At 46.9% G+C, this 15,948-nt stretch carries 16 protein-coding genes; 7 read left to right on the top strand and 9 right to left on the bottom strand.

Annotation, left to right across the window (positions count from 1 at the left end):
* Positions 1 to 75: 75 nt before the first annotated feature.
* Entirely contained in the window at positions 76 to 318 is a 243-nt protein-coding gene (locus V7Q13_RS02080; RefSeq protein ID WP_333799024.1) for a hypothetical protein, read from the top strand.
* Here the strand turns inward: V7Q13_RS02080 and V7Q13_RS02085 are convergent.
* Positions 315 to 746: a YybH family protein gene (locus V7Q13_RS02085; RefSeq protein WP_333799025.1), complete on the bottom strand. Its 432-nt coding sequence runs from the start codon at positions 744 to 746 to the stop codon at positions 315 to 317. The genes V7Q13_RS02080 and V7Q13_RS02085 overlap by 4 nt on opposite strands.
* Positions 746 to 1,420, bottom strand: a complete 675-nt coding sequence (gene mnmD, locus V7Q13_RS02090; RefSeq protein ID WP_333799026.1) for a tRNA (5-methylaminomethyl-2-thiouridine)(34)-methyltransferase MnmD — start codon at positions 1,418 to 1,420, stop codon at positions 746 to 748. The genes V7Q13_RS02085 and mnmD overlap by 1 nt, the downstream gene beginning before the upstream one ends.
* A gap of 46 nt (positions 1,421 to 1,466) precedes the next feature.
* Here mnmD and V7Q13_RS02095 point away from each other — a divergent pair, with 46 nt between their 5' ends.
* Both V7Q13_RS02095 and V7Q13_RS02100 read left to right on the top strand, forming a co-directional pair.
* On the top strand, positions 1,467 to 2,078 hold the full coding sequence (locus V7Q13_RS02095) for a DNA-3-methyladenine glycosylase family protein (protein ID WP_333799027.1): 612 nt from the start codon (positions 1,467 to 1,469) through the stop codon (positions 2,076 to 2,078).
* A 130-nt stretch (positions 2,079 to 2,208) separates the two neighbouring features.
* On the top strand, positions 2,209 to 3,468 hold the full coding sequence (locus V7Q13_RS02100; RefSeq protein ID WP_333799028.1) for an aminotransferase class I/II-fold pyridoxal phosphate-dependent enzyme: 1,260 nt from the start codon (positions 2,209 to 2,211) through the stop codon (positions 3,466 to 3,468).
* Between the two features lie 130 nt (positions 3,469 to 3,598).
* On the opposite strand, the gene V7Q13_RS02105 is transcribed toward V7Q13_RS02100, so the two are convergent.
* From V7Q13_RS02105 to V7Q13_RS02120, 4 genes are all read right to left on the bottom strand, one after another.
* Positions 3,599 to 4,930 carry a bifunctional folylpolyglutamate synthase/dihydrofolate synthase gene (locus V7Q13_RS02105; protein WP_333799029.1) on the bottom strand — a complete coding sequence of 444 codons (1,332 nt, stop codon included), beginning with the start codon at positions 4,928 to 4,930 and terminating at the stop codon, positions 3,599 to 3,601.
* Between the two features lie 193 nt (positions 4,931 to 5,123).
* On the bottom strand, positions 5,124 to 6,053 hold the full coding sequence (locus V7Q13_RS02110; protein WP_333799030.1) for a hypothetical protein: 930 nt from the start codon (positions 6,051 to 6,053) through the stop codon (positions 5,124 to 5,126).
* A gap of 158 nt (positions 6,054 to 6,211) precedes the next feature.
* Positions 6,212 to 6,832, bottom strand: coding sequence for a 2'-5' RNA ligase family protein (locus tag V7Q13_RS02115; protein WP_333799031.1), 621 nt, complete (start codon positions 6,830 to 6,832; stop codon positions 6,212 to 6,214).
* 12 nt (positions 6,833 to 6,844) lie between these two features.
* Positions 6,845 to 7,474: a hypothetical protein gene (locus V7Q13_RS02120; protein ID WP_333799032.1), complete on the bottom strand. Its 630-nt coding sequence runs from the start codon at positions 7,472 to 7,474 to the stop codon at positions 6,845 to 6,847.
* Between the two features lie 130 nt (positions 7,475 to 7,604).
* On the opposite strand from V7Q13_RS02120, the gene V7Q13_RS02125 reads away from it, so the two are divergent.
* Complete coding sequence (locus tag V7Q13_RS02125; RefSeq protein WP_333799033.1) at positions 7,605 to 7,907, top strand: LexA family protein; 303 nt, start codon at positions 7,605 to 7,607, stop codon at positions 7,905 to 7,907.
* Between the two features lie 19 nt (positions 7,908 to 7,926).
* Here the strand turns inward: V7Q13_RS02125 and V7Q13_RS02130 are convergent, their stop codons facing one another.
* Both V7Q13_RS02130 and V7Q13_RS02135 read right to left on the bottom strand, forming a co-directional pair.
* A complete protein-coding gene (locus V7Q13_RS02130; protein WP_333799034.1) occupies positions 7,927 to 8,577 on the bottom strand; it encodes a flavin reductase family protein in 651 nt (216 codons plus the stop codon).
* A 39-nt stretch (positions 8,578 to 8,616) separates the two neighbouring features.
* Complete coding sequence (locus V7Q13_RS02135) at positions 8,617 to 9,414, bottom strand: N-acetylmuramoyl-L-alanine amidase (protein WP_157478846.1); 798 nt, start codon at positions 9,412 to 9,414, stop codon at positions 8,617 to 8,619.
* A 673-nt stretch (positions 9,415 to 10,087) separates the two neighbouring features.
* Between V7Q13_RS02135 and V7Q13_RS02140 the strand changes: the two genes are divergently transcribed.
* Together V7Q13_RS02140 and V7Q13_RS02145 are read left to right on the top strand one after the other, a co-directional pair.
* Complete coding sequence (locus V7Q13_RS02140) at positions 10,088 to 13,459, top strand: VPS10 domain-containing protein (protein WP_333799035.1); 3,372 nt, start codon at positions 10,088 to 10,090, stop codon at positions 13,457 to 13,459.
* Positions 13,460 to 13,590: 131 nt separating this feature from the next.
* Positions 13,591 to 14,226 carry a hypothetical protein gene (locus V7Q13_RS02145; protein ID WP_333799036.1) on the top strand — a complete coding sequence of 212 codons (636 nt, stop codon included), beginning with the start codon at positions 13,591 to 13,593 and terminating at the stop codon, positions 14,224 to 14,226.
* A 4-nt stretch (positions 14,227 to 14,230) separates the two neighbouring features.
* Here V7Q13_RS02145 and V7Q13_RS02150 read toward each other — a convergent pair whose 3' ends face one another.
* On the bottom strand, positions 14,231 to 15,094 hold the full coding sequence (locus V7Q13_RS02150; protein ID WP_333799037.1) for an aldose 1-epimerase family protein: 864 nt from the start codon (positions 15,092 to 15,094) through the stop codon (positions 14,231 to 14,233).
* A gap of 218 nt (positions 15,095 to 15,312) precedes the next feature.
* On the opposite strand from V7Q13_RS02150, the gene V7Q13_RS02155 reads away from it, so the two are divergent.
* Entirely contained in the window at positions 15,313 to 15,894 is a 582-nt protein-coding gene (locus V7Q13_RS02155) for a WG repeat-containing protein (RefSeq protein ID WP_333799038.1), read from the top strand.
* Positions 15,895 to 15,948: the final 54 nt, after the last annotated feature.

A 15,948-nucleotide genomic window follows, 5' to 3' on the forward strand; every position in this document is an offset into this window, starting at 1 on the left:
TGTATCGGTTAAATGCCATCTGTTTGTACCGAAAGTGCGACTTTCGGCCAGTCATTTTTAAAAATTCAATATTGTATGGAACCCGAGGTAAGGAAGTTTTTGGCCACCATTTTACACACCATGAGCCTTGGGCTGGTGTGGTTGCTGATTAATACCGTGTTGGGTATAAAACTGGGCCTCTTGTTTTGGGGAGATCAAGGCGCAGTATGGCACATCGTTTTTTACGCTTGGCTTATTGTGAGCTTTTTAGTGCTGTTGCGGTACATTATAAAAAAGTGGAAAGAAGTGCCCCTGTTTGATGTAGACCAGCAGGGCTAACTCGTATGGTCGGAAATGATGCGCCAGCCATTGGCAAAGCGTTGCAAAATGAGGGTGAAATGACCGCCCACATTACCCACGGTTCTTTCCAAATGCCATTTGCCTACCACTGTGTAAAATTTTTTTCCGAGGGGCTTTAGCTGTAACAGCGTAAAACTGAGTTTGCCCATTTTAGCCGGCGAATCGTAGCGTTTCAGATAGCCATCGTAGGTTTTTTGCCAGCCATATACCGGGCCAGCGGCACCGGTAAAAGAAAGAGAATCATTTTTCCAATAGCCTTCCATAAACGTTGCAATATCGCCACGGTTCCAGGCATCTTCCTGCATATCCATTAGCTGACGGATAGCTTCTTCTGCTTTGGGCATTTGCGCCCATACACCAGAGGATAGCAAGAAAAAATACAGACTGAAACAAAGAAGTTTTTTCATCAATCAAGTGCTTTGTGTGCCCGCAGCATTTCTCTTTTGCCGTAAGGCCCGGGCAGTTTTTCTATCGAAAATCCGACAGCCTCCAAGTTACGTCTTACTTCGCCTTTGCTGCAATACGTGGTTAAAATACCATTTGGCTGTAGCAGGTTGTACATCTTACCCAAAGCATCTTCCGTCCATAGTTCGGGTTGTGCCGTGGGGGCAAAGGCATCATAAAAAATGACGTGAAATTTTTTGGTGGTAGCAAACTCAAGCATGTTGGCCTGATGTTTAACCAAACTAAACCAGCTGCCAATACGGATGGTGCGGTTCCAGGGCGTTTGGTGCAGCATCTGAAAAGCTTCACAAAGTTCTTTTTTGCCCATTACCTGAGCATAGTTTAAATGCTTGTATTCTTCTTTTACCAGCGGAAAAGCCTCTACAGCTTCATACTCTATTTTCACTTTGGCTTCTCTGGCCTCGAGGTAGGCTAAAAAAGCATTGAGTCCTGTTCCAAAGCCCATTTCAAAAATGCGCACAGGTTCTGTATTACCAATAAAAGGCTGTAGGCCGGCACCAATATACACGTGTTCACTTTCTTGAATGGCACCGTACCGGCTATGATATGTAACTTCCGAATTTATCAACTGCAATGTATGCGACCCATCTCTCGTCACATGTAATTCACGCATCATGGGCGCAAATATGCAGGCATAACGTTGAAACATCCAATTAAGATTTATGGCGGAATACGTACAAGTGTTGAAAAATGATCCGGTACTTTTTGAAGTGCTGCAAGGGCAGGTATTTGCTATCAGGAAAAAAAGAAATATTGGACTACAGTTGATGCTCTCCATTATGAGCCAGCAGCTCAGTACAAAAGTGGCGGCGGTGTTTCAGCAGCGTTTTCTGGCTTTGTTTACCGAAGAAAAAACACCAGGCATGACGGATGTGCTGGCCATTTCTTATGAGCAACTACGCAGTATTGGGTTGAGCCACGCCAAAGCAACTTATGTACATGCCGTAGCTACTTTTTTTGTGGAAAAACAACTGACCGACCGACAAATACATGCCCTGCCCAATGAAGAAGTGATAGCCTTGCTGACACAAATAAAAGGCGTGGGCCAATGGACGGTGGAAATGCTGCTGATGTTTAGCCTTGCCCGCACCAATGTATTTCCGGTAGATGATTTGGGCATACGGCAAGCCATGCTGCTACTGTACGGCATTCGCAGCAAAGACCTACGCCGCCAGAAGGCCCGCATGCAAGCCATTGCCGCCAAATGGCACCCGTATCAAACCTACGCCTGCCTGCACTTGTGGCACTGGAAAGACAATGCTCCAAAGCTTTGACCAAGGCACAGATGCACAGGGTGTGCTCAACTTTGGAGAAGCTTTACTTGCTGTGCCGTGTGTAAAATGTACATTTGCGCCCGAAAAACCAGCTGTCTGGCTGGATTTGTACCACAAGAAAATCAGCGCTATGGCCGACATTTTTGAAAGACTGTTGAAGAATTACGGACCTCTTGGTCAGCACCGTGAACGTGCTCACGGATATTTTGCCTTCCCCAAACTGGAAGGAGAAATTGCTTCCCGCATGAAGTTTCGCGGAAAGGAAATGATTGTATGGAGCCTCAATAACTACCTGGGCCTGGCCAACCATCCTGAAATACGCAAGGTAGATGCCGAAGCCACTGCCGAATATGGTTTGGCTTACCCCATGGGTGCTCGCATGATGAGCGGCAACAGCAACCACCACGAACGTTTGGAAGCCGAACTGGCTGCATTTGAACATAAAGAAGATGCCATATTGCTCAACTTCGGTTATCAGGGTATCATGAGTGCCATTGATACGTTGTGTGGCCGTCATGATGTGATAGTTTACGATGCCGAAAGCCATGCTTGTATTATTGATGGGTTGCGTTTGCACCCCGGTCATCGTTACGTTTTTAAGCACAACGATATTGAAGATTGCGAAAAGCAATTGCAACGTGCTACACAGCTGATTGAAAAGCAAAAAAGCGGTGGCATTTTAGTGATTACCGAAGGTGTGTTTGGCATGGCCGGCGACCAGGGTAAACTGAAAGAAATCGTAGCCCTCAAAGGCAAATATGACTTCCGCCTGCTGGTAGATGATGCGCATGGTTTTGGTACCCTCGGCGAAACAGGTGCCGGCGCTGGTGAAGCACAAGGCTGCCAGGATGGTATCGATTTGTACTTCAGCACATTTGCCAAATCAATGGCCAGCATTGGTGCGTTTATTGCCGGTCCTAAAGCCATTATCGATTATATCCGCTACAACATTCGCAGTCAGATTTTTGCCAAAAGCCTGCCCATGCCCATTGTATTGGGCAACCTTAAGCGCCTGCACATGTTGCAAACCATGCCCGAACTGAAAAACAAGTTGTGGGAAAATGCGACCAAGCTGCAGGAAGGTTTGAAAGCCCGTGGTTTTGACATTGGTAAAACCGATTCGGTAGTAACGCCGGTGTACATGAAGGGTGGTATTGAAGAAGCTACCGCCATGGTGATGGACCTGCGGGAGAACTACAAAATATTCTGCTCTATTGTGGTGTATCCTGTTATTCCTAAAGGGCACATTATTTATCGACTTATACCTAGTGCCGCTCATACCGATGAAGACATTGAGCTGACATTGAAAGCTTTTACCGAAACCAAAGAAAAACTGGATGCCGGTGCGTACAAGGCAGAAGCCATTCCGGATATGGCGGAAAAAGCTTAAGGTAATAAATTGATGATAGTTGATAGATGTTGGTGTAATACGTCTGACTCAACTTATAATATCGAACGGCGCCTCACGAAAGTGGGGCGCTGTTGTTATTGGTCCTCGAAAACAGGAACCAGTGAATTCGTCAGCTTACAATCTGTTTTTCCTCCCACCGGGCAAGGTCTGCTTCTCCCACAACAAATACACTGCCGCATACCAACACCAAATCTTGTGGTTGGGCGGCATGCATGGCGGCGGCAATGGCGTCGTTCACTTGCGTAAATACCTCTCCGTGCAAGTGATGCTGTGCGGCCTGCTGCTGCATATCGGGGGCGGGCAGGGCACGGGGTAGCTGGGCTTGCGTAAAGTAGTAGTGGTATTCCTTGGGTAGTAATGTAAGCACCTGGTCAATGTCTTTATCCCGCACCATACCTATGACGATGTGTACCTGCATGCCGCTGTATTGTTGCTGCCAGTGTTGGAGTTGCTGCAGCACTTGCTGAATGCCGTTTACATTGTGGGCTACATCCAGCACCAGCAGAGGCAATGTCCGCAACACTTCCCAGCGGCCATGCAAACCGGTACTTTTTTTTACCTCTTGCAAGGCTTCCTGAATAAGTGATAATTGCAGCGGCCATCCGGCTTGCTGCAAAGCGAGGCAACTGCTGTACAACGTCCGCAGGTTGTACTGCTGATACAAACCACCAAGGTCGGTGGTCAGCGAGATGGTTTCATCTGTTGCGATGTTGTGCAGCGATACCGTAAGTGCTTGTGGTGTTGATGCTACCTGCGTAATATTGAAAGCATCGGCTGCAAAAACCAGGGGGCTATTGCATCGGCTGGCTTGCTGCACAAATACGTCTTTCGTTTCGGGCAGGTATTCGCCCACTACAGCAGGTATGCCGGGTTTGATGATGCCTGCTTTTTCTGCTGCTATCTCGGGCAGTGTATTGCCCAGCAGGTTCATGTGGTCCCAGCCAATATTGGTAATGATGCTGAGTTCGGGGGTAATAATGTTGGTGCTGTCGAGGCGGCCACCGAGTCCGGTTTCAATCACGGCAATGTCTACCTGCTGCTGTGCAAACCATGCAAAAGCCAAAGCCACGGTCACTTCAAAAAAGCTGGGCTCAATGGCTTCGATGACGGGTTTGATTTGCTCCGTGAATGCGACGATAAAATCTGCATCAATCCAGTCACCATTGATTTTGATGCGTTCCCGAAAATCGACAAGGTGAGGTGAGGTGTAAAGGCCGGTTTTGTAGCCATGCGTTTGCAAAATGGCCGCCAGCATATGGCTGGTGCTGCCCTTGCCGTTGGTGCCGGCGATATGAATGCTCTTGAATTGCTGCTGCGGATTGCCAATGGCATTGAGCAGCGCAATGGTATTATGTAAATCCTTTTTGTAAGCAGCGGCGCCAATGCGGGTAAACATGGGCAACCGGGCGTACAGATAGTCGATGGTTTGCTGATAAGTCATGAAGATGAATGCGGCTGCAAAGAAAACGAAATGCACCGACCTGTGCTGCACTGTTGAGCCATGCACAGGAGCTGATGGGCTGCGGTGGGTGGAGGCTTGGTGCGGAGTGTAACGCAGCACCGGAGCGCAGCGGAGCCGGAACACGCCGGACTACAACTGCTGTATGCACAGTGGCTGAGAGCCCCCAATTGCATTAATTCTTCAATCGGAAATTGAAAATGAGGGTGCCGAGGCTTTCGCCATCGCCGGGGCTGAATTTGATTTGGTTGGCTTTGCGGATGGCAATGGCCTTGAGGTTGGAATTGGAACTGGTGCTGCCGCGGCTTTGGTAAGTGGCGCTGATGACTTTGCCCGTTTCGTCTACCCGTACATCGATGGCGATTTTGGCGTTTTCGTTGAAGTCGTCTTCGAAGCTGGGGGTACGCATGATGCTGCGGCCGGTGAGGCCATGGCTGATGGCTACGCCGCTTTTGCCGGTACCACCGTCGCCTTTATAATTGTCGCTGTTGATGTTGCCGTTGGGTTTACCCTGATCGCCGGTGCCGCCGGCTATGCCTTGGTTGCGTACATTGTTGAATCCATCCTGACTGTTGCCACCGGTGCCGGTGCCGCCTTTGTAAGCACCCATTTGGGCCTTGGGCTTGGGCTGTGGCGGGGCAGGAGGTGTATTGTTTACGGGCTTGTTGGCCACGGTTTGGTTGGTTACCGGTTTGGGCTTGGGGCTGGTAACGGTGGCTTTTTTGGGTACCACTACTTCGTCGTTGGCGTCGGCTTCCTCTTCGGCAGTCACTGGTTCGGGGGCGGGTGGCGTTGAAGGCGGTACACTGGCTACCTGCTCGGCCGCTTCGGGGGCGGGGTCGCCGGGTACCATGGGGGCAATATCTCCAAAACCGGTTTCGCTGTTGCCGAGGTTTACTTCCACACCTTCATCGAGCAAGGGTGGCGGTGGGTATGGAATGGACCAGTTTATGATAAACAGTAATGCCACAATGAAAGCGGTGGTCACCATGGTGATACCTGCTGCTTTCAGATTCTTTTCTTTTTCAAACTGAATGTGTTGTGCCAGTGCCATCATGGTAAAAATAGCCGTGTTTTTAATTGCTGTAACGACTGAGATGCGCATTAATTACTCATTCCATGTGCATAAGGGGAGGTTTAACAGAAATTCTACTGTGAAAATGTGCTAATGGTTTTCGCACAGAGGACACAGAGAGCACGGAGTTTAAAATTGAGAGAATCAGCGAAAATCCGTTTTCATCCTACCCATCCGCGTCCTATTGATTAAAACAGCTGTCCCTGTTGGATTTCGATGGGGAGGTTTTCAAAATGGAGGGCGGAGAGGATTTGCCAGTGGGTTTCGCCGGGGCGTTTGCGCAGCAGCAGCATGTTGTCGGCAATGAAATCTACCTGAAAGCGTTTTGATTTGAACGCATGCCAGGCGTTTTCAAAATCGACTGCGGTGAGTTTGTAGGCCACATTTATTTTAGCCATGCTGGCAATGCGGGGCTCCTGATTGAGCACCGTAAGTGCTGCTTTTTCGGCATGCAGCAATCGGACCATTTGGTTGAAGCCGGCATTTTCGGCAATGCGGAAAAAGATGGTGTGGTGCAATATGGCACCAAAATGTTGTACCTGCAGCCGGAAGGGTGGCAGACTTTTGGCCAGTGTTTCGAGACGGCTGGTGAGGCGGCTTTCCAGCGAGGCCAGCTGTGAAAAACTGGCTACGGGAATGTGGTTTTTGCCGGGGTGCCAGTTGCCAAAAGGCAGCATTTGCTCCCGGGCTTTGCTGCGGGCTGCATCAAGGCGGCGCCGCACTTTTTCGTTGGGGCGAATGATGAGCTGGTAATCGTACACCAGAGCGGTAATGGGCTGCAAAGGAGCGGTTGACAAATGCATGGTCATGGCGGCAACAAACTAATTGGGATGAACAAATGCGGTGGGTGAAAACCAATGTTGGATACCCGGAACGGCGCAGCTGCATTGCAGCAATGCAAAGCGCTGCACCAGCTGCCAGCTGCCATCGGGCAGGCGCTTCATGAGTTGCAAATGCTGCACAGTAGTTTGTGCAGCCAGTTCGGTAGTCGAAAATTCCTGCATGGCTTTGTGAAACAACATGCCCGGCAGTTCGGATACGAGTGGCAGCAAGCTGATTTGCTGATGACTGATACCGGCTGACGTAAAACCTGCCAGCTGCTGCAACAAGGCTTTGAGTTTTATTACAAACAGGGCATGGGCGCCGGTGCTCTGTACCCGGGCATACACGAGGTGTGGCGGCTTGCCCGACACATTGTTGATGACCACTGGAAATGCGGTCTCGTTTTTACACAACTGCTGCAGCCACTGGCATAGCAAGGGCTCGGCCGATTCGGGTAGCCGCTGCTCGAAAAAAGAGATTTCGGGCTGGGGGTAAAGAGCCTCCTCGGGGTAGGCTTCTCTAAACGATTGGCGGCTTTGTTCCAAGGCCTGCATGGCATTGGCATCGGGCTGGGCTACCAGCTTGTAGCGTAGCCAATTGTCCCAAGGGGTTAGTGTCTGTTTTTCCATCGTTGCTCAGTTGTAGGCTTTCAGAATTGTTATCCACAATATTTAGCACTAAAATACTAAAACATTTAGCTTTGAGCAAAATAATTTTATGGTGCAGGAAAAAATACAGGCCAGAAACTTGATTGATGAAATGAGGCGGAAAGACGAACTGTTTGATAATCATCATTTCATGGTGCATAGTAGCCGCCTTGCTGCAGCAGGATTTTTGCCCGGCGATGAACTGCTTATTGACCGGAAAGCATTGCCTGTGCCCGGTGCTATAGTGTTGTTGGAGCTGGATGGAAAGTTTTTGCTAAGAAGACTGGGACAGCAGCAACATGCCTGGCAATTGCTGCCATTGCATAGCGGATTGGCCTCTTTTGAATGGCCGTTTTACCAGCCCTTGCCATTGGTAGGCGTGGTAAAAAAAATACTGCGGACAGTGGCAGCTTGATGCCATTGCCCGCATTTGCTTAACCTTTTGATACAGGTAGAATTTCCTGCATATCGGCATCAGGTTTGGCATAGCGAAAGCGGGCCAGCTGATGGATACTAAAATAGGTATCGAGCCCGGCACTGGCTACTAGCGAGAGCTCTTCCAAATCGATTGAGCCATCTTTTTGCAATTGCATTTTGGGTAGTACCACATGCTCTACCGAACCAATGATGAGGAATGTACCGTTGTGTTTGATCGGAACAATTTTTACCAATTGTAAAGCCAGCCGGAGTTTACTTTCTGCCACAAACGGTGCAGGGCAAAAGGTTTCGTACAAGGGCATCAGGCCCACGGCATCAAACTCACTTACGGCGGCGTCATATTTAGCACTGGTTTGATGGGCTTTATCAGTAAAACTACTGTGTACACTGTTGAGGGTAAACCAACCTGTGGCTTCAATATTGGCCAAGGTATGCGGGGTAGCCGCCACCGGACGGTTGATGAGTCCGATCAGCGCCGGATCGGCACCAAGATGTACAATGTTTTGAAACAACGCCAGATTGGCGACGCCATTGGTGCCTTTGGTTCCAACCAGCATGGCGGGCTTAATGCCACTCATACTACTCAGCAAATTGGCCCGGTAAAACCGTTCCATGTTTTGCAATTCTTCCTTATTCAAATGCAGCATGTACTTATAACTGCAACCATTTCAAATGGTTGAGTTTGATTACAGACTTTTCTGCATCAGGCTGTAGAGAATTTTTTCATCAGCCGGGCCAATGATATTCAGCGTGTCTTGTGGTACAAAATGAATTTTATACGATTGAATGGCTGCTGCGGGTTTGCTAATGTCGTAGCCTATGATGCGGAGGGCCGTCATCGCATCAAAGTTGGCCGGTACATTAATATTAGTGGTATCGTACCAAATGCCGTAGCCGGCATCGGCCAGTTGCTTCCACGGAAAATGACGGCTGGGATCGACTTTACGGCCAGGTGCTATATCGGCGTGGCCTATAAAGTGGCGGGCCGGTATGGCAAACGATTTTTTCAGTTTACCTAATACTTCCAGTAAACTATTGATTTGTTCGGTGCTGAATGGCTCACTGCCATTGTTGTCTATTTCTATACCAATACTACTGCTGTTGAGGTCGGTGGCGCCGCCCCAAAAACTTACACCGGCATGATGTGCCCGCAGGTAATCATTCAGCATATGAAAAACCGTTCCGGTACGGCACACCACATAATGTGAACTCACTGCGGTACGGGTAAGCGTAAAGGTTTTGAGGGTTTGCTCACAACTGTTTTGCGCCGTGTGATGAATGATAACATAATTGGGTTTGCGCATGCTGAAGTTGGTGGTGCCTACAAAATCGGGGGAAGTAGCAAAGCTGTCTTGCAGGGGATAGGTTTTGAGCAGCTTGGCATATCGTTTGGCTTGCTGCTTATAAGTTTTGTTGGTGGCGGAGTAGGGGGCTTTTGTGCAAGCAAAAGCCAGCAAGCTCAGAAACAGGATGCAATATTTCATGGAGTAATGGCGGTTTCCGGATTTGTTCCGGAAGGTCGGTGGTTTGACGGTAAATGAGGGCTGAAACCCGGCTGTATAACCGGGATGAATAAATTGTATGTGGATAACTACAAGCTGCCAGATTTTTTTGGCATGGAGTAAGGCAACATATTTCAAAAGTTATAAGTAGTTGATTTACAGCATGTAGTTGTCTGGTTACGACATGGATGTAGCAACAATGACAGGCTTTGTAGTAGTAAAAAAACGGTATAGTCCTATGCTGAACTACAAAGGGTGTGGAAAATTGGCATTAATATTGTATAAACATTGAAGGTTACACTTTAATGGCTGAAGCGGCTTGAAAAACGGACATGGCTGACCTTTTTAAGAGCTGCGAAGTGAACCAAAAACACACCATTGACTTTCTGGCTTTCAGCTTTGTCGCGAACTGACTGCCACAACGATTAACCATCGTCGCAACTTACCCATCCGCACCACGGCTTGGGTGTAAAAAACCGCCCCCGACTTCTTAAACAGGTAGCAATCGCTATGGTGCCCATCGGGTTATAGCGCATTTACTCACCATTTTAATTCATTTGTGATGTTGACGCTCATCCTTCGCCGGATTGGGGTTATAGGAATCTTTGTCCTTATTGTAACCTCTTTATTTGCTCAGACTGATATTTTTTCTCTCATGGAGAGAAGGGATTTGAGCATTCAGCAAATTCAACAATTAGCAAAAAAATACTTTGATAGTACGGGTACCGAACGTGGTACCGGCTACAAGCAATACCAGCGTTGGTTATATGAGGTACAATATCACCTTGATGAAAATGGTTTCCGCTTAGCACCGGAGCATGATTGGATTGCCTACAAAAGTTTTCAAACTAATACCAACAATGGTGCTACCAGTGCCAACGCAACTGTACCTGCCAATGCAGGACCATGGATTGAAAAAGGACCTCACAATTGGAACAGAACCAGTGGTTGGAACCCTGGTGTAGGCCGCATTACTTCTTTAGCGGTTCATCCTACAGATACAAATACAATTTACATAGCATCTCCCGGTGGTGGTATATGGAAAACAATCACAGGTGGTGGTAGCTGGTATCCACTTACAGACTTCAATAGTTTGTGGATGAACATGTTTGCTGTTACAATTGATCCAAACAATCCCAACACTATTTACGCTGGCAGCAATGCAAACGTCGTTATAAAATCATTGGATGCTGGTGCTACATGGGCACCCATTAATACCGGCATGACTGGTATCATCCGCAAAATTGTAGTTGACCCCGCTAACTCAAACAATGTATTTGTTTGCGCAGCAAACGGTATTTGGCGTAGTACCAACGGTGGTGGTGCATGGACCAGAACTTTTACCGGCACTGCAATGGAAGATTTGGAATTTAAACCCGGTAACTCATCTGTTATTTATGCAACCAGTAGTTCAGTAGTGTTGCGCAGTGCAGATGCAGGACTTACATGGACGACTTTATCTACTACTCAGGGTATTACTGCCAGTGGCCGTAGCTTGGTTGCAGTATCTGCTGCCAATCCTGAAAGAGTATATATAGCACAAGCAAATGGCAACGAATTTGGTAAATTATACATTTCTAACGACGCCGGTATTTCCTTCACTGTTGCTGTAGAAGGTTCGTCTGCCGGTTGTACAAACTTTTTTGGTTATGAAACAACTGGTTGCGGTACTGGTGGACAAGCTGGCTATGACATGGCGTTGGTGGCCAATCCCTCAAATGCAAACGAAATTTATCTTGCAGGAATCATCGTATTCAAATCGACCGATGCCGGCAAAACCTTTGCACCTGTAACTGCGTGGTCTTACCCCAATAGCATTGGTTACAACCATGCCGATGTGCATGCTATGGAGTGGTCTCGCAGCACTATTTACTCTGGTAGTGATGGCGGTATTTTTAAATCAGTAGATTTTGCTGATAATTGGATTGATTTGAGTGCAGGCCTTGGCATCCGGCAGTTTTACCGCATTGCCAATAGCAAAACAAACGCTCAAGTTTTTACTGGTGGTGCACAAGACAACGGCTCAAGTGTATTTAACAATGGCGCATGGACTGATTGGCTGGGTGCTGATGGTATGGACGGCATTATTTCTACTGCCAATGCCAACCTGATGATTGGTACCAGCCAAAACGGATCTATCTACCGCAGTAGCAATGGTGGTTTAAGTTATACCACACTCAACAGACCTTCTGCTGGCGAATGGGTAACTCCATTGGATATTGATGATGCAACCGGTACCATGTATGGTGGCTGGACTGGCATTTTCAAAAGCACAAATAACGGTGACACATGGACAAAGATTTCAGGAAGCAGTATTAATGTTAGCCTTACTGCTATGGATGTAGCATCCACTAACGCTAATTACATTTATGCTTCAAAAGGAACAACACTTTTCAGAACCACAGATGGTGGCACTACATGGGCTACAACTACATTGCCTGCCGCTATCAACGACATTGAAGTAAGTCCTGTAGATCCCACAAAAGTATATGTAGCTTGTAACAGTACTTTTAATCGCGTATTCGTATCAACCAATGCCGGTGTTTCTTTTACCAACATTTCCGACAACCTGCCAAGTGTAATAGCCCGATCCATCGCTGTTGATGACAACAGTGATGAAACTATCTATGTAGGTATGAATATTGGGCTTTTCTACAAAAGCAATACCACTACAGGTTGGGTAGACATTACCAACAATTTGCCGCTTACTGCTGTAAACGATGTAAAAATTCACCAACAAGGACAATTGCTGAGAGTGGCTACTTACGGCAGAGGCGTTTGGGAACGTACATTGATTGGTGCCGTGGCTGAAAGCTGCGGTACTCCGGCTAATTTAACCGTCACAGCTGTTACCACTACATCTGCTACGGTATCTTGGGATGCTGTAAATGGCGCCAGTGCTTATACTGTAGAGTTTCAGGTAGCCGGTGCCAGCACTTGGAGTGTAGCTGCCAGCAACCTCGCTGCTACTTCTGTAAATATGGCCAACCTGCAATCTGGTACCAACTACAATTGGCGGGTAGCTGCTATTTGCGGCGGCACTACCGGTACTTTTTCTGCTAGTCAGTTTCAATCACTGGTAAGCTGCAATGCACCTACAGGTTTGGCAAGCAGCAATATTACCACCACCACCGCTACCATTAGCTGGACAGCCGTTATCGGTGCACAGAGTTATGAAGTAGCTTACAAAGAAACAACTGCTACAAACTGGATTACTGTACCGGCGGCTACTACCACTACATCTCATATGCTGTCTGGTCTTACTGCTGCTACTGCGTACAGCTGGCGGGTAAAAACAAATTGTACTGCCGGTGCAATCAGCAGCTATAGCGAAGCTCAGTTTTCAACAGCAGCGCCAATAGTTTGCAACGATAATTACGAACCAAGTAACAGCTCTAAACAAGCCAAACTGATTACTCCGGGTACTGCTATAACTGCCGGAATAAGTACCAGCACCGATGAAGATTGGTTCAAGTTTACTGTGGGTAATGATAATTTGACAAATGTTCGTATCACCCTGTCACAGCTGCCAGATGATTACGATATGTACCTATATGATAAAAACTTCCGTATGGTGGGCGCTTCTACCAACACCGGAAACAACAATGATGTCATCATTTTCAACTCAATAAACAAGCGGGTTACGTACTACGTAAAAATTGCTGGTAAAGACAGCCGCTACAACAATAGCAGTTGCTACGGTTTAATGGCCGAAACAAATGCCACCGCATGGGCTCCTCAGTTGGGTGCTGCTATGGCTGGTGATGAAAACATCAACGGTACAACCGTTTACCCCAACCCCGCCAGCAAAAACATGAGTTTGCGATTTGAGAGTACGATAGAAGAAAAAGCAACCGTGACTATTACCAGTGCAACCGGTAAAGTCATCAGTAATAAACCCGTTCAGATATACAAAGGACAAAATCAGCAATTGGTAGACGTAACCCAGCTCCCTGCAGGTGTTTACTTCATACAATTGCACAGCGGCCACCTGCAAATCAACAAGCAGTTTGTGGTAGTTCACTAAGGCGACAATGGTGTATTTATAAATCAAATCACAATTGAATGGCCGGGCGATTCTTCGCCTGGCCCTTTTTTTGTTTTACCATTTGCAATAGCATTATCAGGTTATGCGTTTGTGCACAAAACCCAACCTGTATGCAACGAATATTTATCTCATTGCTTTGCAGCATTGTATTGCTGCTTAAACCCGTTGTAGCTGCACCTCCTGCCAATCCCTTTACAGCATTTTCAAAATCGTGGAGTGCTGCTTTGTATACAAAAGCAAATACTGGCGCAAAAGCCATTTACCTCAATAAAATAGAGAAAGAAATATTGCAGGTGCTCAATCTTGTCCGCATGAATCCGGTATTGTATGCAACCACTGTCTTGCCACAATTTCCCAAGCGTTCTCATCAGTTTGATATAGCTCAATCTGCTGAGTATAAAAGTTTGTATGCTACGCTGATGAGCATGAAACCTATGCCTGTACTTCAGCCAGATTCGTTGAGTTGGGTAAGTGCCCGTTGTCATGCCATTAGTAGCGGGCAAGCGGGTTTTGTAGGCCACGAACGTATTACTGCTGATTGTGAAAAGGTGGAACAGTTTGATGCAGAAAGCTGCCACTACGGATACAACAATGCCATTGACATCGTTACAAGTTTATTGATTGATAAAGATGTGCCTTCACTCGGGCACCGAACCATGCTGTTGGGCAACTACAAAAAAGTAGGTATTGCCATGGCCAGCCATACAGAATATGGCACTACTGCAGTGCTCGATTTTAAGCGATAGTTTATTAGAAAAAACGAGCCGTCCAACCGCGTTGCCAAAAACCATTGGCTTCCAGTTTTTCAATGCCTGGCTTTTGTGTAATGTCTTGCGCATGATTGACCGGGTCGGCATGACCGCACCACGGCTCTATGCATACAAATGGAGCGTCTTTTGCGCCCCAAATACCAAGGTGCGGAAATTCTTTGATGCGAAAATCAATGCCATGTGATGCGTCGGTATTCAACAGGCTTACAATGTCGCTTTGCAAGTCTTTCAATACAATGGCATCTTCATAAAAAAGAGATGGTTGCAGTGGCAATGAATTGCCCACCTGACCGGTCACGGGTTCAGTATCGTTACGCAGTAAGCCATTGTTGAGTTTCCAGCGTAGCAATGGTTCTGTTTCACTAAACCTCAATTGATAATCGCTGTATTGCTCTGTTGATAGCAATGGAACTGCAAATGCCGGATGTCCGCCTATCGAAAAATACATTTCTGTGTCACTCGTATTTTCCACCATATACGTACAGGCGAGTGTATCGTGGTGCAAGTGGTAGTGCAAATGCAAACGAAAATGAAAGGGATAAACAGCTAACGTGTTTGCATTGCTGCAAAGTGTAAACAGCGCTTCTGTTTCGCTGAGCAAGGTGGGCATAAATCTCATTTCTCGGGCAAAGCCATGCCGGGGTAAATGATAAGCTTGCTGCTGGTAATAATAGGTGTTATTAACCAGTGTGCCCACTATGGGAAATAACACCGGTGAATGCTTGGGCCATGCCGCTTCTGCCTGCCACATGTATTCTATACCATTGGTGTGGCGTACGCTACAGAGTTCTGCTCCCATTGGTTTTATACCAATCGACAAGTATTGATTTTCTAACCTCAGCATACAATCAAAATAAAGCGGTGAAAAAGTTGCCCGCTCAAGGTAAGGATTGCAGGGGCTTGTCAAAATAATCTTTTAAGTCAATGTGCAGGCTTTTTCCGGCGATAATAATGCGGTGCATCAGACCCCGCTATCAGTGACTTTGGTCATGTTTACCGGCTACTTTTTATGGTAACTTAACAGGAGTCAGTTCATTGAATTCATTTTTAAATTTTCTTGCCATGAAAAAGCTATTCCTCATTTTGATGTTGCCTGTTTTCATGCCGGTATTTGCACAAAAATGGGCTAAAGATTACGATTTCGTCAACGATTTATCCAATGGTGTAAGTCTTGTAAAAAAGAACGGTAAATACGGCTTCGTCAATAAAGATGGTAAAGTAGTGGTGGCGCTTCAGTATGATGAATCTTCTACCATGAGTGAGGGCTATGCACCTGTAAGAACTGGCAATGCCTGGGGCTATGTAGATAGTCTTGGAAAAGTAACCATTGAACCAAAATATGAAGATGCATTGTGCTATCACGATGGCCTTGCTGCAGTAAAACAAAATGGAAAATGGGGCTACATTAATTATGATGGAAAAGAAGTGATTCCTATGATGTATGACAATGCCCGTGGCTTCAGAGAAAAATTGGCGGCTGTTTCTAACGCCAAAGGTTACTGGGGCTTTATAGATACTGATGGTAAATTGGTGATTCCTTTTATATACCACTACGCTGATTATTTCAGCGATGGTGTAGCCAAAGTAATGAAAGGCGAAAAAACAATGTACATCAACCGTTACAATGCGGTGGTGCAGCAATAGCTGTGGAGTGATGCGTGTGTGGACAAACTGCAAGGGGGCCATAGTGGCTCCCTT

The organism is Phnomibacter sp. (genome assembly GCF_036803085.1).
Taxonomy (GTDB): Bacteria; Bacteroidota; Bacteroidia; order Chitinophagales; family Chitinophagaceae; genus Phnomibacter.

Coding starts and splice junctions, on each gene's coding strand:
- V7Q13_RS02080 (WP_333799024.1), top strand. CDS start 76: ATGGAACCCGAGGTAAGGAAGTTTTTGGCCACCATTTTACACACCATG.
- V7Q13_RS02085 (WP_333799025.1), bottom strand. CDS start 746: ATGAAAAAACTTCTTTGTTTCAGTCTGTATTTTTTCTTGCTATCCTCT.
- mnmD (WP_333799026.1), bottom strand. CDS start 1,420: ATGATGCGTGAATTACATGTGACGAGAGATGGGTCGCATACATTGCAG.
- V7Q13_RS02095 (WP_333799027.1), top strand. CDS start 1,467: ATGGCGGAATACGTACAAGTGTTGAAAAATGATCCGGTACTTTTTGAA.
- V7Q13_RS02100 (WP_333799028.1), top strand. CDS start 2,209: ATGGCCGACATTTTTGAAAGACTGTTGAAGAATTACGGACCTCTTGGT.
- V7Q13_RS02105 (WP_333799029.1), bottom strand. CDS start 4,930: ATGACTTATCAGCAAACCATCGACTATCTGTACGCCCGGTTGCCCATG.
- V7Q13_RS02110 (WP_333799030.1), bottom strand. CDS start 6,053: ATGCGCATCTCAGTCGTTACAGCAATTAAAAACACGGCTATTTTTACC.
- V7Q13_RS02115 (WP_333799031.1), bottom strand. CDS start 6,832: ATGACCATGCATTTGTCAACCGCTCCTTTGCAGCCCATTACCGCTCTG.
- V7Q13_RS02120 (WP_333799032.1), bottom strand. CDS start 7,474: ATGGAAAAACAGACACTAACCCCTTGGGACAATTGGCTACGCTACAAG.
- V7Q13_RS02125 (WP_333799033.1), top strand. CDS start 7,605: ATGAGGCGGAAAGACGAACTGTTTGATAATCATCATTTCATGGTGCAT.
- V7Q13_RS02130 (WP_333799034.1), bottom strand. CDS start 8,577: ATGCTGCATTTGAATAAGGAAGAATTGCAAAACATGGAACGGTTTTAC.
- V7Q13_RS02135 (WP_157478846.1), bottom strand. CDS start 9,414: ATGAAATATTGCATCCTGTTTCTGAGCTTGCTGGCTTTTGCTTGCACA.
- V7Q13_RS02140 (WP_333799035.1), top strand. CDS start 10,088: ATGGAGAGAAGGGATTTGAGCATTCAGCAAATTCAACAATTAGCAAAA.
- V7Q13_RS02145 (WP_333799036.1), top strand. CDS start 13,591: ATGCAACGAATATTTATCTCATTGCTTTGCAGCATTGTATTGCTGCTT.
- V7Q13_RS02150 (WP_333799037.1), bottom strand. CDS start 15,094: ATGCTGAGGTTAGAAAATCAATACTTGTCGATTGGTATAAAACCAATG.
- V7Q13_RS02155 (WP_333799038.1), top strand. CDS start 15,313: ATGAAAAAGCTATTCCTCATTTTGATGTTGCCTGTTTTCATGCCGGTA.